Source organism: Lysinibacillus sp. 54212 (assembly GCF_036662795.1).
In the GTDB taxonomy this organism is placed as follows: Bacteria; Bacillota; Bacilli; order Bacillales_A; family Planococcaceae; genus Lysinibacillus_B.
The window spans coordinates 42,316-60,559 of the sequence record NZ_JBAFWZ010000014.1; the positions used below are offsets into that span (position 1 = coordinate 42,316).

The 18,244-nt window shown below is 37.6% G+C and carries 16 protein-coding genes, 1 pseudogene and 1 other annotated feature; of the genes and pseudogenes, 5 read left to right on the forward strand and 12 right to left on the reverse strand.

The window, feature by feature from the left end:
- Window positions 1–246: 246 nt before the first annotated feature.
- Entirely contained in the window at window positions 247–906 is a 660-nt protein-coding gene (locus V4T18_RS11370; RefSeq protein WP_332649464.1) for a ribonuclease H family protein, read from the reverse strand.
- Window positions 907–1,002: 96 nt separating this feature from the next.
- Window positions 1,003–1,740, reverse strand: a complete 738-nt coding sequence (locus tag V4T18_RS11375; protein ID WP_332649466.1) for a YqjF family protein — start codon at window positions 1,738–1,740, stop codon at window positions 1,003–1,005.
- A gap of 152 nt (window positions 1,741–1,892) precedes the next feature.
- On the opposite strand from V4T18_RS11375, the gene V4T18_RS11380 reads away from it, so the two are divergent.
- Entirely contained in the window at window positions 1,893–2,114 is a 222-nt protein-coding gene (locus tag V4T18_RS11380) for a hypothetical protein (RefSeq protein ID WP_332649468.1), read from the forward strand.
- Between the two features lie 59 nt (window positions 2,115–2,173).
- On the opposite strand, the gene V4T18_RS11385 is transcribed toward V4T18_RS11380, so the two are convergent.
- The 4 genes and pseudogenes from V4T18_RS11385 to V4T18_RS11400 all read right to left on the reverse strand — a co-directional run bounded on the left by V4T18_RS11385 (window position 2,174) and on the right by V4T18_RS11400 (window position 4,918).
- Complete coding sequence (locus tag V4T18_RS11385) at window positions 2,174–3,079, reverse strand: S16 family serine protease (protein WP_332649470.1); 906 nt, start codon at window positions 3,077–3,079, stop codon at window positions 2,174–2,176.
- 15 nt (window positions 3,080–3,094) lie between these two features.
- On the reverse strand, window positions 3,095–3,580 hold the full coding sequence (locus tag V4T18_RS11390) for a GNAT family N-acetyltransferase (RefSeq protein WP_332649472.1): 486 nt from the start codon (window positions 3,578–3,580) through the stop codon (window positions 3,095–3,097).
- 296 nt (window positions 3,581–3,876) lie between these two features.
- Window positions 3,877–4,318: pseudogene (locus V4T18_RS11395) on the reverse strand (ASCH domain-containing protein).
- Between the two features lie 24 nt (window positions 4,319–4,342).
- Complete coding sequence (locus V4T18_RS11400; RefSeq protein WP_332649474.1) at window positions 4,343–4,918, reverse strand: YdcF family protein; 576 nt, start codon at window positions 4,916–4,918, stop codon at window positions 4,343–4,345.
- A gap of 563 nt (window positions 4,919–5,481) precedes the next feature.
- Between V4T18_RS11400 and V4T18_RS11405 the strand changes: the two genes are divergently transcribed.
- Entirely contained in the window at window positions 5,482–6,759 is a 1,278-nt protein-coding gene (locus V4T18_RS11405) for an L-lactate MFS transporter (protein WP_332649476.1), read from the forward strand.
- 227 nt (window positions 6,760–6,986) lie between these two features.
- On the opposite strand, the gene V4T18_RS11410 is transcribed toward V4T18_RS11405, so the two are convergent.
- On the reverse strand, window positions 6,987–8,495 hold the full coding sequence (locus V4T18_RS11410) for an ABC transporter substrate-binding protein (protein WP_332649478.1): 1,509 nt from the start codon (window positions 8,493–8,495) through the stop codon (window positions 6,987–6,989).
- A 100-nt stretch (window positions 8,496–8,595) separates the two neighbouring features.
- On the opposite strand from V4T18_RS11410, the gene V4T18_RS11415 reads away from it, so the two are divergent.
- Window positions 8,596–9,786: an MFS transporter gene (locus tag V4T18_RS11415; RefSeq protein WP_332649480.1), complete on the forward strand. Its 1,191-nt coding sequence runs from the start codon at window positions 8,596–8,598 to the stop codon at window positions 9,784–9,786.
- Between the two features lie 91 nt (window positions 9,787–9,877).
- On the opposite strand, the gene V4T18_RS11420 is transcribed toward V4T18_RS11415, so the two are convergent.
- From V4T18_RS11420 to V4T18_RS11435, 4 genes are all read right to left on the reverse strand, one after another.
- Window positions 9,878–10,048: a hypothetical protein gene (locus tag V4T18_RS11420; RefSeq protein WP_332649481.1), complete on the reverse strand. Its 171-nt coding sequence runs from the start codon at window positions 10,046–10,048 to the stop codon at window positions 9,878–9,880.
- Between the two features lie 142 nt (window positions 10,049–10,190).
- Window positions 10,191–12,605: a leucine--tRNA ligase gene (gene leuS / locus V4T18_RS11425; RefSeq protein WP_332649482.1), complete on the reverse strand. Its 2,415-nt coding sequence runs from the start codon at window positions 12,603–12,605 to the stop codon at window positions 10,191–10,193.
- 123 nt (window positions 12,606–12,728) lie between these two features.
- Window positions 12,729–12,942: a binding site (T-box leader), on the reverse strand.
- Between the two features lie 79 nt (window positions 12,943–13,021).
- A complete protein-coding gene (locus V4T18_RS11430) occupies window positions 13,022–13,651 on the reverse strand; it encodes a LysE family translocator (protein WP_332649483.1) in 630 nt (209 codons plus the stop codon).
- 82 nt (window positions 13,652–13,733) lie between these two features.
- Window positions 13,734–14,897 (reverse strand): MDR family MFS transporter, encoded by a 1,164-nt coding sequence (locus V4T18_RS11435; protein WP_332649485.1) that lies wholly within the window; start codon window positions 14,895–14,897, stop codon window positions 13,734–13,736.
- A 180-nt stretch (window positions 14,898–15,077) separates the two neighbouring features.
- Between V4T18_RS11435 and V4T18_RS11440 the strand changes: the two genes are divergently transcribed.
- Both V4T18_RS11440 and V4T18_RS11445 read left to right on the forward strand, forming a co-directional pair.
- Complete coding sequence (locus V4T18_RS11440; protein ID WP_332649487.1) at window positions 15,078–16,034, forward strand: TIGR01212 family radical SAM protein; 957 nt, start codon at window positions 15,078–15,080, stop codon at window positions 16,032–16,034.
- Entirely contained in the window at window positions 16,031–16,612 is a 582-nt protein-coding gene (locus V4T18_RS11445) for a class I SAM-dependent methyltransferase (protein ID WP_332649525.1), read from the forward strand. The genes V4T18_RS11440 and V4T18_RS11445 overlap by 4 nt, the downstream gene beginning before the upstream one ends.
- Window positions 16,613–16,633: 21 nt before the next feature.
- Here the strand turns inward: V4T18_RS11445 and V4T18_RS11450 are convergent, their stop codons facing one another.
- Window positions 16,634–18,190, reverse strand: a complete 1,557-nt coding sequence (locus V4T18_RS11450; RefSeq protein WP_332649488.1) for an alanine/glycine:cation symporter family protein — start codon at window positions 18,188–18,190, stop codon at window positions 16,634–16,636.
- Window positions 18,191–18,244 lie beyond the last annotated feature (54 nt).

Here is an 18,244-nt window from a genome sequence, read left to right on the forward strand (position 1 = left end):
ACCCAATTAGTATTGCATAAATTTTTATTTATTGGAACTGACTTGTGAAGGATTTTTATTACAATGATGTTACGATAAGAAAAGAGCAAGCGGCCCTTTTAGCCCCGACAAGCGCTGGAATCCCCGAATCGAAAGCATGTTCCCAACTTTCGACCGAGGGGATGAAGCGACCTCGAGGGGCTGGGCGCTGGAGCTAGACACTGCTTGAACTCTAAAATTTATACTTTCTTATCTCGTTAAAAAAGGTTATCCACCTAATTCGATCTTTCCTGAAATGTCGACCCCGTTTAATGCCTGTGTTGCTAGCTTGTCTGCTTCAGCGTTTTCCTTCCGAGGAACAAGCTCATACTCTGGAGTTATGGAAAGTGCCCGCAATCGCTCGTCAATCCTATCCGCCCAGCTTGCTAGCTCCTTTTCGTACGCAGGCCATTCGCCGTTCATTTGATTAATAACGACTTGAGAATCACCAATAAAACGCACGGTCATACCATGTACATCTAATAATTCGAGCTCCACTAAGCTTAAATTTAATGCGGCATATTCCGCCTCGTTATTAGACACCAATCCTGTAGCATACGCATTCTTACGCAATCGAAAAGACTTGCCGTTTTGCTCATAATAAATTACACAGCCTAGACCTGAAGTGCTCGTTCCACGATCGTAGCCTCCATCAAAATAAACGGTTACATTATGAGGCTCTGTTTCAATTTCCTTGATATACTTTTTAAGTTCCTTTATCATCCATGTGCTATCATGCTGATCTGTTAAAGTCAACCCTTTCACACGACCTGTCCGCTCTAAATCCTCTGCAATCATTAATGCATGCGGGGCCGACATCTCCTCAGAACGAAAAATCGTTTCTGCTCCCTTTGGCGTCTTATATGCCCACTCTATGACAATTTTCAACTAGAGCCCTCCCATCAATTCACATTGCATTCCTTTATATACAGTAGTATAACAAATGCCCGTTTACTAATACTTAATAGATGAAAATGCAAGTTGTTAAACGGAGACTAACGGGCAAATCCGAGCCTGCTGCATTTTCGAAAAATGAAAAATTGGCTCGTTATATTCAGCTGCAATAGATAAATCCGTTAGCATTGTATTTTTATAAACCGTAGCCTCTACATGCTGTAATTGCCATGGAGCATGGTATATATCCCCTCTAACAGGCTGCCCATTTCTATTTAGACTAAATAAAGTGTACCGTTCAATTAGCCAAGCTTCTAATGAATTTTTCGTTGCATAAAACACGGGCGATATCGGTTTATAGCAACATTCCATTTCAAGGCTTACCTTTCCCTTTCTTGCACTTTGGAAAAATATAGAAGAACCTTCCTGCTGTAAATTCATCACTGCATCATAATTAGGTAGGAAAAAAAGCGTGGTTGCTAGCGTTACTGCAACCTTATTTGAAGCATCAATACTCAGAAAATAAACACCAGGTGTGCCATCCAAGGTTACATATGTTCGAACATTCATTTGAATGAATTGATTTGTACCTGGAATAAGCGGCAATAGTCGAATTCGATTTTTCTTCACTATAAATAGCACGATACTAACCCAGCACATCCCGTTAAATGTATCTAACTCCAAACTTCTCGGTACAAATTTTTGTAGTGACTTTGAGTAAACCGGATAATGTACAAATAAAACATTATGCCAGTTCTGCTGCAATACCCAAGGAAATTTCGGAAACGATAGTCGATGCTTATATCCTCTTGTCAAATTCCCTAGCATTAATTATTCACCTCATTATTTTTTAGTTATGTATACCATCTAATACTAGTATCAACTAAACCTCTACAAATTTTGCATACCTTTGATTTGCTATATTTTGAAGCATAAAAGCCATTTTCCTGAGCAAATTAAGCTTTAGGAGGTGAAAATCCATGAGTAAAAATAACAATAAAACAATGAATGTACGTACACATAATCCTTTTGGTATTTATAAAAGTAAAAATCTCGATGATACAAATAGCAACAACAATAACCCGAACGATAACTTAAATGAGGAATTCGCTGCTGAATGGGATGCTAAAGCGAAAAACAAAGATAATAAAACAAACCACGATAAAAATCAGCAATCCAATAAAAATCCTAATAAATATTAAATGCACATAAAAATGGACCGTACTCAAATGAGTGCGGTCCTTTTATTTCCCTCAGTTATTTAATTCCCATTCAACTCCTCTATATATTCAACAGCTTCATCCACCGTGTCAACACCCATTATTTCAATGGAAGAATGAATCGATTTTTTGACTTTCATGGCTTGGGATAAATTGACCATTGGAACAATCATATATCGGAGTCCACTTTCGCTTGAGATTTTTACTTTTTCTTCTATTAACCCAACCTCTTGCACCTTTCCCGACCGACTAATTGCTCCTGTAACACCAATTTGCTTATTGTTTTGAAATTCATTATTATCAGCAAGACTGGACAACACTAGGGCTAATCCCGCGCTATTCCCTACTGAATGTTGCCTTGTAAAAAACTCATTCACTGCTTCATTGCTAGGATTCAAATAAGCATTCACATTATCTTTCATCCTTGTAAACTCCTCTTTTCTCAAACCTATTAGATTAAGCCATGCTTCGTTTTTACTAACATATACAGCAGCATTTGTAATAGGATCTATAGTATAAAATTGCACTCTATTGTTAACGAGTTCATCCCTTAATGCTCTTTCACTTGCATCGATCATTATATTGTCAATTTTCACAGATAAAAGAAATATCCCTGAGCCCTGCACTAGCTCCTCTGGCTCCATGTAACCGTAAACGTTGTACCTGTCATAAGTTTCAAATAAAGGAGTCTCGTAAAAGAAAAGTAGGAAGGAGAGCAGAATAGATACTATAAAAGGTCTTTTAGATAGTGATGTTTTTCTTATCAAAATCAAAAAAATGATAAACACGATCCCCATAAAAAACAACACATTGATTAAGTAAAAACCGGATATAAAATCCATTAAATAATAATAAAGATACGTAAGATAAAGAAACACGGTCGTCACAAACGGAAAATTCTGATATTTCATTTCTTTAATATCGATACCTTTTCCTCCTTTTACCAAAACCCTATAATTACACTAAAAAGTATCATCTGATTTCAAATAATAGCTCATCACAATCAACTCGCCTTTTATCCCCATTATTCTTACCCCGTTATCAACAAAGCCACAGCTTTCATATAACCTTTTAGCAACATCATTTCCAACATTTACAGCTAACACTAGCTCATTTACTTCTTGAAAATGGCATCGAACAAACGCTGGTAATAATAGGAGTACTCGCTTAGCAAATCCTTTCCCCTGCTGGTAAAAATCCGTTGAAAAGGACCGTATTAATATGGAATTTTCATTCGAAGAATACGCTCGTACACCTTCGTTCCTGTGCAAAACAAAAAAAGTAACTAGTCTATCATTTTCCAAAGCTAATATAGGAAAGCGATCCTTATCTTCTTTAGCAAGTTGGATTGCCTCTATTGGTGAAACTGTATAGCGTAGCTGTTCGTCAGTAATCGTATATCGATTGATCACACTGCTAAAGCTATCCTCGTAAAAAGTTAGATTCATTATTTTCACTCCATTGTTATTATTAGGTCGAAAAGTAGTGAGGAGGCTCATCGGACGCCCTCAGGTATTTAGGAACGAAGGCTAAAACCGTCACATCCTGTGACAATTTATCTGCGCAAAAGTAAAACGACAGCGGCAACGCCTTCGTGAACAACGTCGTGTTGTCCTCTGGCGCAACGAAAATCAACCCCATGTTATGGTGAAGGTCCCCATTCTAACAAGTTGCTCAATATCCTCCAATGTAGCTAATCGAATACTCATACAATTACCAGTCTTTCTACCTATTATAATATCACTTACCGATAAACTACATTAAACACTTCACAAACTACTTTCATAGATGTATCCCATACTATATTATATGTAGCTAATTCATTCGTAAAAAATTCCTTATGTGCAATCAACCAATAGCTATAATCTCCCTCACCTTCTGCCAAAGTAAACTCCTCGGTTACTTCATTCATGGGTAAAACCTCAACTGTAGCAATTTGAATAACTGCAACAGGCTCGCCTTTTGAATTTAATACAATCGAATACTTCCCTACCTCAGGCAACGGTTCGTTTTCAAGTTCATAAAAAAACATATCCCGATGTAGTTGCCCTTTTCTTCCCTTGGAGAACAAGCTCTGCTAACAGATCAGGGGACACTCCAAACTGAAAGGCATCCTTATAGTTACAATCCTTCAATTTATTTTTCTCACAAAAATTTGTCCAAAACTCATTAATCATTTTGTTCATCATAACTCCTTCATTCTATGTTATTTATCGCCCTAAGATATACGCCTTTACCAACGCCGCTCGTTCACGTATTTGCAGTTTTGCTCTCACTGATTTCGGTGTCTCAGCCTGTACTACATCCGTTTCAAGCTCAAGCTCTCTTGCTAAATACTGTGCCCGCGCTAAATGAAAATCACTCGAAATAATCGTTACCTTTGAAACTTCACTTGGAAGTAGCTTCTTAGAGTACAGTATATTTTCATAGGTTGAAGTTGACTTTGCCTCTCTAATAATTCGATCCTCCGCTATTCCTGCCTCTACTAAATAAGAAAACATAAATTCCGCCTCACTCATTGGCTCCTCTGCTCCCTGTCCCCCTGAAACGATAATCTTCACATCAGGATGCTGCTCTAAATACTCTCGTGCAGCCTCTAATCTATATCGCAAAGAAAGACTCGGTTCGCCATTCTCTTTCACTTTAGCTCCAAGAAGTATGGCATAATCATTTGTTCCGTCTGCTTGTGGTTCACTTCCTTTATCTAGTATCATCCCAGTCCATATAAACATAGCTATTCCACCAGCGACAATGACACCTGTAGCAGTTAACATTCTCTTCTTCATACGCTCCCCTCCTGTTTTATGTCAAAAAATTACTCACAATTTACTCTAGCACGAAAAATATTTTTTAAAATTTTTATATTTTTTTCAGCCCTTTTTCATTTAAAACTGACCTATAATAGACAAATTTCAATCAAATTACAGCTATTAATATTTGTATGTTCTATTTCCAAAAACTATCTTAACTTTTCCTATTACATCCATTAAAAGTTTAAATTTAGCGTACTAAATTCCCAATTATTTATAAACAAAATACATTAAAAGTGCTATTTTATCTCTTCTATAACATTATACTTTTTCCAAACAGAAGCTTTTATTAGTAAAATAGTTACTATTCCACCAAACGAATTTTTATGCAGTTAACTTAATATTTATAGCGTTATTTCACCAAAATCACAGGGTTAAACAGCATTCTGTTATAAAACAGATGCAATCTCACGAATTTTATATACAAAAAATATTTTTCTAAAATGTCTTGATTTATATTGTTATATAATGTTAAATTATCTTCTATGAACGTTCATAATTTATTAACATTTAGAAGAAACGAGGGAAAGTGAGAGATTATGAAAAAAAATAGATGGTTAATTGCACTTTCTGCGATCGCTATACATTTATCAATCGGTGGCGCTTATGCTTATAGCGTATATAAAGTTCCGATTGTAGAACAGATGGGTTGGACAGAAACAAGTGTTACAATCGCGTTTACAATAATGATGGGACTTGCTGGTACAGCCGCAGCATTTTTCGGTAGTACTGTTGAAAAACTAGGTCCTAAAAAGGCAGCGATGCTAGCAGCCGTTTTATTCGGCTTAGGTCAAGCTGGTGCTGGTGTGGCAATCGCAATAGACTCTGTAGTCATGTATTGGCTAACATACGGGTTATTAAGTGGTGTCGGGATGGGGATAGGCTATATTGCGCCTGTATCGACACTTGTTAAATGGTTCCCAGATCGTCGTGGATTAGCAACGGGTATGGCAGTACTCGGTTTTGGATCAGGGGCACTAATTACAGCACCTGTTGCAGCTAATTTAATGGAAACAGTCGGAATTACAACAACTTATTATATTTTAGGAATTTGCTATTTTACGTTAATGTTACTTGGTGCTCTTTATATTGCGCCGCCGAAAAAAGGCGAGGTTGCAGGCTCAGAAAACGTTTCAAAATATACTGCATCAAAAACTGAGCTAAACCAGCTATCAGCACGTGAAGCTGTCCGTACAAGACAATTTTGGATGCTTTGGCTTATGCATTTAGTGAATGTATCCGCAGGGATTATGATGATCTCTGTTGCCTCTCCAATGGCTCAGGAATTAGTAGGATTATCTGTAGCAGGGGCAGCAACTATGGTAGGAATAATGGGGTTATTTAACGGAGGCGGTCGTTTATTATGGGCAACTGCATCTGATTATATTGGGCGCTCCAATGTATTTATTATTTTCTTCTCGATACAAGTAATCGCATTTGCAGTACTACCGTTTACAACGAATACATTGCTATTCCAAATGATGATTTTCTTAGTAGTAAGCTGTTATGGTGGTGGATTCTCTAACCTACCTGCATTTGCAAGTGATTTATTCGGCACAAAGCAATTAGGTGTTATTCATGGATACTTACTTACAACGTGGTCAATTGGTGGGGTATGTGGACCTTTATTAGTAAGCGGCATTCATAATGCAGCTGGCAGCTATACACCCGTATTTTATGTATTCACGGCATTAATCGCTATTTCATTAATGATTTCTCTTGCTCTACGTAGAGATGTTAAACAACAGCAACGCGTGATAACAGAAATGAAAAGTGTTCAATCAGGTAGAGACGTCTCAACTTCAGTAAAAAACTAAATAAATATTCAAAATAGAACAGAGTCAATGGCAGTTGGCTCTGTTTTTTTCGAACGGATGTTATATAACAAGGATGATTAATCAACGTCACTATACAACAGCTATAGTTTATTGTCAATGCTTCCCTTTTTACGTTTTCGTCTTTGTTTTCTGCAAATTGCAATACTGCGCTTGGTTACGCTGAAGATTCTTAAAAATAGACGATTTTTTCATAGACGCTTCCTATTCTATAATAACCAACTTCTTGATAGCTCCGGATATCCATAAATCGAACTATTGCTTTTTTGGAACTCAGAAGGGTAGTAGATTCTTCTATATGATTCGTAAAGCTGGCACGACCATGTTTGTGATTGATTCATAGAATTTAAAATAACTGAAAGAGGATGTTGTTTATCATATCTGTTGATTATATCTAGTTCATCTTCAATCGGATATTCACCCATAATTAATATATCTACACTATTAAAAAAGGCTAAAATATCAATGTCATCATCAATGTTATATTTCACAATCTCTACATCCAATCCATGATCACTACATAGGGCATCCAATAGATGAACAAACTTAGCTTGATTAATAATATACCCTATTCTTAAAAATGTAGTTTGAACTGTTGAAGGCAAATACACATCCCTCCATAGAGATACCTTTAATTCATCTAGCCTCTCTACCCTATTTGCAAAATGCTTTAAAAATCCAATAATATATTTTCTAATTTTCTCATCTTGGAGCTTGTGTGAACGAGGATTTATATAAGCCGATACAATTCCTGCAAGCTCCTTATTAGCTTGTAAACCTTTGTCATTTTGCTTCATCGTGCTTTCCATTTTTCTCCCTAAGGACGAAGGGATTGTAACAAATTGTAATCGATTGATCAAAGCTTGTGCTAGGTGATACTTTTCGTTAGCTACCAATGTTAAAAGACCTTCTTCATGTTTTTCGATTTTGTAAGAGCCTGTTCCAATTTTAGGTTTATTAGTTTTTGTTAGACTAAAATCTATTTGGGATAGGAGCAATAATAATTCATTCTCTTCCCCTTTATACTCTATTGAAAAACTAAAATCTGTTTCTTTTCTTACCCAACCTAACTTTTTGTGAAACGAAGAAAATTTCTGAAGCCCAAACGATGTAGAAATCGAATTAACTATTTCCTCTATAAGAACTGGGTCTCCATCATGCCAAAACAATCGTGGGCGTACATAAAATACAAATTGATACTTGTACCTCTTCCAATGATGAACGAGATCGCCTATATATTCTCCTTTGTCCGTTTTATAAAGCAAACGACTATATATATGAGACATAATCCATCCATTCTCTGCATCATTCACTCTTAATGGATTTAAACCTAGGTTTTTACTATAAATCTGAATTGTAAGTAATCCGCGCTCTTCCTGTTGTTTAGTTACTAACTGTTCAGCAACCAATTCCATAATTTTATGCTGGAATACCTCTGAAAAAAGGGTGAAATCCAAAGTATTTAGACCACTATAATTTTGAGATTGTATAGCAACTGTTAAATCATTTAAAACAGTATTCTCCAAATCTTTTTTCCATTCAATTTTAGAAAGATGTCCACGTCCCCTGCCTGGTGAATAAATGAACCATCCCTCTATTTCCCATCTTTTTAACTTCCGTATCACTTGCTTATCACTTAGAGCCATTAATTCACTAAGTTCCTTAATGGAAACCCGCCGTTCTCGAACTGACCATAATAAATAAAGTAGATGATCCATGTACCCTCCTAAAAGTAGACATCTTTTTGATAAACTGTCCATTTTTAAATATTTTTGTCTACTTTATAGTTTTATTATACCGTATTTTAGGAGGCAATCTATGCAACACTTTACTAAGGTCGTTTGGATGCAAGGGTTAATCGATTTCTCTCTATCCGCTTATTTTATTTTCGTTTCTTGGTTTCTTTACGCTGAAACAGAAAGCGCAATTTATGCAGGATTATTTGTTAGCTTAGGATTTTTACCTAGCTTTATATGTAATCTATATTTTGGTGCTGTTGTTGATCGTAGCAATAAAAAAAGGGTAATCCAGTATGCTCTTGTAATAATAGTCATTGTTTTAACCACTGTATTTTTTATGTTTAAGATGCTTATTCCAGTCGTCTTAATTATCACTCATATGGTCATTCAATTATGTGGTTCGCTTATTCGACCGGCAATACAGGCTTATTTAACCGTTATTTTTTCAAAGGAGCAATTACTCTCCATCTTTTCTAAGTCTGCCTCCTATACCATTATAGGAGGCATATTAGGTACCTCAATAAGCAGCCTATTCATCGCAAAATCAAACATTATTCTATTATCCTTGAGCATACTCATCCCGCTCTTTATCAGTTTATTTTTGTTTTCATTATTACCTGAAGAAAAATCGGAAAATCACTTCGAGAATGATTCCATTATCAAAGAAATTATAGCTGGTTTTAGCTATTTATTAGTCAATAAGTACTTTCTTCAGTTGCTAGCATTAATGGCAATTGGACAATTAACGTACCATACGACAATTGGTTTTTTAGCAGCTTATACATTCGGCACACTTCAATCCAGTGTTACGATTTATGGCACGCTTGAAATTATCGTTTCTATCGGGGGAATCTTAGCAGGAATGATCAGTGTAAAACTCGTGAAACTGCTAAACTTCCACTTCCCTACTGCAGCCTACAGCTTATTAACGCTAAGCTTAACTATATTTACGTTTAGTCCGTCAATTGCTTTAAGTGCACTAGGATGTTTCGGAATTGGCTTTTGTACGACATGGATTCGAACAAATTTTCAAGCAATCCAACAAATGTCCACGAAGGATCAATTCCATGGGCGAGTAGCAAGTATTCGTATGTTCTTTAATCAAGGATTCGTAGTTTGTTTAACTCCTCTGTTCGGGATACTAGCTCAAAAAAGTGGCATTGAAATCATTTTTGCTACATTGGCCTGTATTAGTTTCATCGGCACTTTCATTTGCTTTTTCTTATCTAGAAATAATGACTTTAAAAACGTATTCATGCAGTTTAGGTAATGCCATTCACTAACTTAAGAAACATTACCTAGCAACAACTAAAAAAGTGTAAACACGGTGAATTTCAGCGTTGTTTACACTTTAATCATTTTTAGGCTCTGTCAAATAAGTACTTCCGCGCATCTGCCTCAATACGCCGTTCACAATCATCACAGGCGAATTTCCCGTTTCGATTTCTCTTGTATTGCTGGTATTTTCGTGTACCTTCAACTAGTTTGAATGACTTTTTACAATACATACAATTTGATTCATAGTAAATCATTTTGATTGCTCCTTTATCCTAACACTTCCCTACTAGCTTACACGAAATTATGTTGACATAGTAACCCTCATTATTATTCCCTATACAAAACAAAAGCTACACGTAGGAATTATCCCTACGTGTAGCTTTCTGTATCATCTATTTATTTCACAACGATATTAACTAATTTTCCTGGAATGGCAATTAGCTTTACTAATTGTTTGCCTTCCATTTGCTCTTGCACTTTTTCATCAGCTAAGGCCGCTGCTTCTAATTCTTCTTTTGTCGCATCTTTTGCCACTTTTACTTTTGCACGTACTTTACCGTTTACTTGCACAACTACTTCGATTTCATCATCAACCAGTTTTGATTCATCGTAAGCTGGCCACTCAACATAGGAAATCGTACCTTCATTTCCTAAAATAGCCCATAGCTCTTCAGCAATATGTGGTGCGATTGGTGCGAGCATTTTTACGAAGCCTTCTACGTACTGAGTTGGAATCACTTCCGCTTTATAGCAGTCATTAATAAATACCATCATTTGTGAAATGGCTGTATTGAAGCGAATACCCTCGTAATCGTCCGTTACCTTTTTCACTGTTTGGTGATATGCTTTTTCTAGCGTTGTATCATTAGATGGCTGTACTTTTGTAGCAAGCTTTCCTTCATCAGTAACAAATAGACGCCAAATACGATCTAGGAATCGACGAGCTCCATCTAGGCCGTTCGTTGACCAAGCAACAGAAGCCTCAAGTGGCCCCATAAACATTTCATAAAGGCGAAGTGTGTCTGCACCATGAGATTCAATGATTTCATCAGGGTTTACAACATTCCCTTTTGATTTCGACATTTTCTCATTACCTTCACCAAGAATCATACCTTGGTTAAATAGCTTTTGGAATGGCTCTTTTGTATGCACAACGCCAAGATCATACAAAACTTTATGCCAGAATCGAGCGTAAAGTAAGTGAAGAACAGCATGCTCTGCACCACCGATATAAATATCAACTGGTAACCAACGCTTAAGTAGCTCTGGATCTGCTATAGCACTATCATTCTTTGGATCAATATAGCGTAGGAAGTACCAGCTAGAACCAGCCCATTGTGGCATTGTGTTCGTTTCACGACGACCTTTTTTACCTGTAATAGGATCTACTACATTTACCCAGTCATCAATATTGGCAAGTGGTGACTCACCTGTACCAGATGGACGAATATTGTCTGTTTTCGGTAATTCTAAAGGTAGCTCATTTACAGGTACTGTAGTCATCGTGCCATCTTCCCAGTGAATTACTGGAATAGGCTCACCCCAATAACGTTGACGAGAGAATAACCAGTCACGTAGACGATAAGAAATTTTCTTCTCTCCAACACCTTTTTCTTCTAGCCATTCGATTGCCGCTTTAATCCCATCTTCTTTATTCAAACCATTTAAGAAATCAGAGTTAATATGTGCTCCGTCACCTGTGAATGCCTCGTTCTCGATGTCGCCGCCTTCAAGCACCGGAATAATTTCTAAGCCGAATTCTTTTGCGAATTCATAGTCACGCTCATCGTGAGCAGGAACTGCCATAATCGCTCCAGAACCGTATGTTGCTAGCACATAGTCAGCAATCCAGATTGGCACTTGCTTACCGTTGATTGGGTTTACAGCATAGGCACCTGTGAATACGCCTGTTTTTTCTTTCGCTAAATCTGTACGCTCTAGGTCAGATTTTAACGCCACTTTTTCTAAATAAGCATCTACAGCTTGCTTTTGCTCTGGAGTCGTAATGTCTGCCACTAATTTGTGCTCTGGTGCTAGTACACAATATGTCGCACCAAATAACGTATCTGGACGTGTTGTGAATACTTCAAAGTCTGATTCCTTTCCAGCAACTGTGAATTTCACTTGTGCACCCTCAGAACGACCAATCCAGTTACGTTGCATATCTTTAATTGACTCTGGCCAATCAACTTCCTCTAAATCATCAATTAAACGGTCCGCGTATTTTGTAATACGTAACACCCACTGCTTCATCGGACGACGCACAACCGGGTGTCCACCGCGCTCTGATTTCCCATCGATTACTTCTTCATTGGCAAGCACTGTTCCTAGTGCTTCACACCAGTTAACCGCGATTTCATCAACATAGGCTAAATCCATTTCCACTAATTTCGTGAAAATCCATTGCGTCCATTTGTAGTATGAAGGGTCTGTCGTATTGATTTCACGATCCCAGTCGTAAGAGAAACCAAGCTCTTGAATTTGACGTTTAAATGTTGCAATGTTCTTCGCCGTAAATTCAGCTGGGTCATTCCCTGTATCAAGTGCATATTGCTCCGCCGGAAGACCAAATGCATCCCACCCCATTGGGTGAAGTACATTATAGCCTTGCATACGCTTGAAGCGTGATAAAATATCCGTCGCTGTATATCCTTCAGGATGCCCTACGTGAAGTCCTGCCCCTGATGGATACGGGAACATATCTAATGCATAGAACTTTGGTTTTTCCACTTCATTTTCTGTTTTGAATGTTTTGTTAATATCCCAGTATTGCTGCCATTTTTTCTCGATTTGTTGATGATTAAAACTCACAATCTTTTCCTCCTCTATAAAGGTTTTACATTCGACTTTTCTAGTATTCGCTTTCTTTACGTAGTTTTAAGCTGAATTGTTGAAATATTTCAAAAAATAAAAAAACTCGCCCCATTCCGTAAAAGAAGGGACGAGAGAATTTCGACTCCCGCGGTACCACCCAAATTAGTGACACAGCACTCAGCTCAAATTTCTTAACGCGAAAACACGGCTTGTAGCTAATTTTTTCACTACAGCAAACTCCGAGGCGAGTTCAGTTTATCCTCCTACTAGCTCACACCAGCCGCTAGCTCTCTTGAAAGGTTCCAAACTTACTATTCCTCATCATAGTCGTTCATAATATTGCATTAAGTTTAATGGATGAAACAAAAAAGTACAAGTGTTTTCTAGAGTTTCTATAATTACCTACCCATATTCTATGACTCTTTTGCGATTCGGACACCAATTCCGATTAATAGCAGCGCGGTAATTTTATTAAATGCACTCTGTACTCTAGGCTGCATAAACCATTTACGAATACCATTAATAACTAAGATTACGATTGCAAGCCAAATAATAGATAGGAGGATAAGAATACCTGCTAATACAATTAATTGCGTATTGGCATTAAAATCCGGTCTGATAAATTGTGGCATCAAGGTTACATATAACAGCAATGTTTTTGGATTTAATAAATCTGTTGTAATTCCTTGTACCATACAGCTAAAGGATGCATTTTTTATTCGCTCATCCTTTGTTGTAGCGCCCGACTGTAATGATAAGTTTTGGGGCTTTGCTCGCCAAGATTGAATGCCTAAGTAAACTAAATAAGCAGCTCCTGCATATTTAATAAACAGAAATACAAGCATTGATTGAGATATTATTGTAGCAAGACCTAGTACAGCTAGCGTTGTCCAGACAAAAAGTGCAACAACAATGCCTACCATTGTAAAGAAACCAGCCTTTTTCCCATAGATCATTGTATTTTTTAAAACAAGAAGTGAATCCACTCCGGGCACCATGACAATCATCAATGCCACTGCTGTAAACATTAGTATCTCCTGCATTTCCTTACTCCTTATGAAAATAATTCTTCTGATTATATCCCAAAGAGAATGAAAATTCAAAAAGAGTTTGAATTTTAGAAAATTACGCGCGTTTTAATGGGCGGTCATAAAGTAAACACGGAATAATCGCTACAACTAGTACAACGGTCAACATTAATGCAAGTACGCCCATACCATATATATCAACAACAACGCCCCCAAGTAGCGGGCCTATCATCCGCCCTAATGTTGTTGCACTATTTACAATCCCCTGATAGAACCCCTGGCGTCCTTGAGGAGCAAGTTTATTCGCTATAGCAGGAATCACAGGTGAAAAGAATACTTCCCCTAGTGTTAGCACAACCATTGCAGCCACAAACATTTTAAAATCCCCCGCAAAATACACGAGAACAAAGGATGCTGACATTAACAGCAATCCAAGAACGAGCTGATTTTTTAGCTTGTCCTCCCAATATAAAACGAGCGGTCGAATAATCGGCTGTACCGCTACAATAAGTAATCCATTAATCGTCCACAATACACTATACTGCGACAAACTCATGCCAAGCTCTTGTGTATATGAAGAAATCGTTGCACTCCATTGAGTATACGATAACCAGCATAACACCAATGAAATACTTAATATTAAAATCGCGTACATAGGCGTTTTTGCATGTATACCAGCACTTTCAGCAATAACGTTTTTCGGCGCAATTCCTACCCTATCAAAGCGTTTATAGGTTGCGATCACAATCCCAAAGAAAATCGAATAGGTAGCAAAATTTGTTACAAAAACATACTCAAAATTTATATCTGCAATTATCCCTGCAAGGGCAGGCCCAATTGCTACACCGACATTATTTGTTAAGAACATCGTATTAAACGCTCGTCTACCACCTTCCTCCCACGTACTACCGATCAATGCGTACATAGAAGGAAAAATAATTCCCGACGTAAAGCCGAGTAAGGTTAAAAATACAATGTATTGAGTAAAGTCATGCCATATAGTAAGCATGCCTAGTATCGATAGATTTGCTGTAACACCAAAGAGGATTGTTTTATAGCCACCAATTCGATCAAATAAAAATCCGCCTAGTAGATTTCCGATAACTCCAGCTAATGAATTTAGCATTAGCACTATCCCAGCAATCGTTAATGTTTTGCCTAAGTGATTATGAATATAAATACTGTTTAATGGCCATAAAAAAGAGCTGCCAACTGTATTAAAAAACATTCCAACAATTAAAAACCATACACGTTTTGGCACAATGTATCCTCCATTTACTTCGTTTCACAAAATATCAGTCTATGTTCTTTTCTATAAATATTCAAGAAGAAAGTTATACTATATATATTAAGATTAAAATTCAAGAATTATTACACAATTAATAGCCCATGACTCTTTTTGTGCTACGTGTTAGAATTAACCGTTAGAGGAGTGACATAGATGATAGAAACAAAGTTCCCCTTCCCGTCTGATGGGAAGCGTTATTATACATGGAATCGATATTTACGTAATGAATTCGGCAAAAAAGTCTATAAAGTAGCGTTAGATGCTGGCTTTGATTGCCCGAATCGTGATGGTACAGTTGCATTTGGTGGCTGTACATTTTGTTCAGCAGCAGGATCTGGCGATTTTGCAGGCAGCAAGGTTGACCCAATTCCTGTACAGTTTGAAAAAATTAAAGCTAAAATGGAGAGCAAATGGAAGGACGGCCTTACTATGGCTTACTTCCAAGCATATACGAATACGCATGCACCTCTTGAAGTGTTAAAAGAAAAATTCGAGGCAGCACTCTCTTGTGAGGGTGTAATGGGATTAAGTATCGCTACACGCCCTGACTGCTTACCAGATGACGTTGTAGAATACTTAGCAGAGTTAAACGAGCGCACGTATCTTTGGGTAGAGCTTGGTCTACAAACGGTACACGAAAAAACAGCAAGCTTAATTAACCGCGCGCATGATTATCAAACCTATGTAGAAGGTGTTGAAAAATTACGGAAGCACAATATTCGTATCGTAACACATATTATTAACGGTCTACCCCTAGAAGACTACGAGATGATGATGGAAACAGCTCGCGAGGTAGCAAAGCTCGATGTTCAAGGTATAAAGATTCACCTGCTACATTTACTAAAAGGTACACCTCTCGTAAAACAGTACGAAAAAGGGATGCTACAATTTATGGACAAAGATGCTTACATTAACTTAGTCGCTGATCAGCTTGAACTACTTCCACCCGAAATGATTGTTCACCGAATTACAGGTGATGGACCAATCGATTTGATGATTGGACCAATGTGGAGCGTCAATAAGTGGGAAGTATTAAATGGCATTGATGCAGAGCTTGAACGTCGCGGCTCTTGGCAAGGAAAATTCTACAAGGCGGACGAGAAGAAATGAAGCTAGAGCGAGTACTACAATATGCACAAACGCTATTAAAAGCTTCGATCCAAGAAGGGGATATCGCTGTAGATGCCACTGCTGGAAATGGACATGATACACTATTTTTAGCGAATCTCGTTGGCGATAGTGGCTATGTATACGCCTTTGATGTACAAAAACAGGCAGTGGACGCAACATTAAACCGTTTACTAGACAATGCTTTAGAGCACCGTGCACTTGTCTTAAAGGATGGGCATGAAAACGTTGCGAAATATGTGACGAAGCCTGTTGGGGCTGCTATATTTAACCTTGGCTATTTACCCGGAAGTGACCATAGCGTCATTACAAAACCAAACACAACGACCCAAGCCATTGAAAGCCTCTTAACACTATTAAAGATTGGCGGAATGATTATTCTCGTAATTTATCATGGACATGAGGGTGGTAAGGAGGAACGGGATGAAGTGATTCAATTCGTTAGTAATTTACCTCAAAAATATATTCATGTGCTACGATATGAATTTTTAAATCAAAAAAATGACCCGCCATTTATCATTGCTTTAGAAAAAGTGAAAGAGCTACCTGTCTCGGAATAATCCGAAACAAGTAGCCCTTTTTTATTCACCGCGTTCTTTATTGCGTTTCTCCCAGAAACCTGCGTTTTTAATGCCTAATTTAATAGGATCGAATTGAGGATCCTTGCCCTCTCTTTTCTGCTTCTCGTAGTCTTTTAATGCAATCAGTGCTGGCTTCATAATGATGAGGATTGCAATTACGTTAATCCATACCATTAAGCCTAAGCCTACATCCCCCATCGCCCAAGCAAGATCGGATGTACGTACAGTACCATAGAAGGCTGCTGCGATAATTGCAATTTTGGCAATCCAAATACCTACCTTCTCAGCACCTCCAGAGAATAAATAAGCAACGTTCGTTTCAGCAATATAGTAATACGCCATAATTGTTGTAAAAGCAAAGAAGAACAGTGCAATCGCTACAAATGGTGCACCAAAGCCTGGTAATGCTTTATCTACAGCATATTGAGTATAGGCTGCTCCTTCTTTAATCGTTTGTGCATAAGAAATTTGCTCTTCACCTGAATACTCATCTGTACCAAATTCACCTGTGAATAGTGTTGGATATATTTCGTACGGCTCACCGTCTACTTCATGCGCTTCGCCGTTTACCATAACAGGAACTTGATCTGCACTTTCATCGTGAACATTGTACATTCCTGTAAATAAAATCATAAATGCAGTAGCCGAACAAATTAAAAGTGTATCAATATAAACCGAAGCTGCCTGTACTAGCCCTTGCTTAGCAGGATGCGATACTTCCGCTGCTGCTGCTGGATGAGGTCCTGTACCTTGACCAGCCTCATTGGAGTAAATCCCACGTTTTACGCCCCATGCTATTGCAGAACCAATAATCCCGCCGAACACTTCTTGCGCCCCAAAGGCACTAGAGAAAATTAAAGAGATTACACCAGGTACTTCACTAATATTCATAATAATAATAATAAGTGCCATTAAAATATATGCTAAAGCCATAAACGGAACAATTACCTGTGCTGCATTTGCAATAGATTTAACCCCACCGATAATAATAACACCTAGTAAAATAGCAATAGTAAGGCCAATAACCCAATTATCAATTCCGAATGCATTATTCATTGCTCCTGCAATTGCATTCGATTGTACACCTGGCATTAAGATTAACATAGCAAGTAGAGCCGCTATAGCAAAAATAACTGCAAACCATTTTTGCCCCATACCTTTTTCGATATAGAACGCAGGGCCACCACGATACTCTGTTTCTTTTTCTTCTTTATAGATTTGTGCTAATGTTGATTCTACATAAGCAGTTGCTGCTCCGATAAAGGCAATCATCCACATCCAGAAAACAGCACCGGGACCACCCATTGCAATAGCCGTTGCCGTCCCTGCAATATTACCAGTTCCTACACGACCAGATAATGCAATTGAAAGTGCTTGGAACGAGGAAATCCCTTTTTCAGATTTTTCACCTTTAAACATATACTTAAACATGTCTTTAATATGGCGCACCTGCAAGAATCTAGTAATGATTGAGAAGAATAGACCTACTAGTAATATACCGTAAATAAACCATGGACCCCATAAAATATCATTCAATAATTTTACTAAATCTTCCATACATCCACCCCTTTTTAATGTATTTATTTATTTTATTAATATGAAATCCACTAT

Excerpts from the sequence above, each read along its gene's own strand:
- V4T18_RS11375 (WP_332649466.1), bottom strand. The coding sequence starts at position 1,740 with ATGCTAGGGAATTTGACAAGAGGATATAAGCATCGACTATCGTTTCCG.
- V4T18_RS11380 (WP_332649468.1), top strand. The coding sequence starts at position 1,893 with ATGAGTAAAAATAACAATAAAACAATGAATGTACGTACACATAATCCT.
- V4T18_RS11390 (WP_332649472.1), bottom strand. The coding sequence starts at position 3,580 with ATGAATCTAACTTTTTACGAGGATAGCTTTAGCAGTGTGATCAATCGA.
- V4T18_RS11400 (WP_332649474.1), bottom strand. The coding sequence starts at position 4,918 with ATGAAGAAGAGAATGTTAACTGCTACAGGTGTCATTGTCGCTGGTGGA.
- V4T18_RS11405 (WP_332649476.1), top strand. The coding sequence starts at position 5,482 with ATGAAAAAAAATAGATGGTTAATTGCACTTTCTGCGATCGCTATACAT.
- V4T18_RS11410 (WP_332649478.1), bottom strand. The coding sequence starts at position 8,495 with ATGGATCATCTACTTTATTTATTATGGTCAGTTCGAGAACGGCGGGTT.
- V4T18_RS11415 (WP_332649480.1), top strand. The coding sequence starts at position 8,596 with ATGCAACACTTTACTAAGGTCGTTTGGATGCAAGGGTTAATCGATTTC.
- V4T18_RS11420 (WP_332649481.1), bottom strand. The coding sequence starts at position 10,048 with ATGATTTACTATGAATCAAATTGTATGTATTGTAAAAAGTCATTCAAA.
- V4T18_RS11430 (WP_332649483.1), bottom strand. The coding sequence starts at position 13,651 with ATGCAGGAGATACTAATGTTTACAGCAGTGGCATTGATGATTGTCATG.
- V4T18_RS11440 (WP_332649487.1), top strand. The coding sequence starts at position 15,078 with ATGATAGAAACAAAGTTCCCCTTCCCGTCTGATGGGAAGCGTTATTAT.
- V4T18_RS11445 (WP_332649525.1), top strand. The coding sequence starts at position 16,031 with ATGAAGCTAGAGCGAGTACTACAATATGCACAAACGCTATTAAAAGCT.
- V4T18_RS11450 (WP_332649488.1), bottom strand. The coding sequence starts at position 18,190 with ATGGAAGATTTAGTAAAATTATTGAATGATATTTTATGGGGTCCATGG.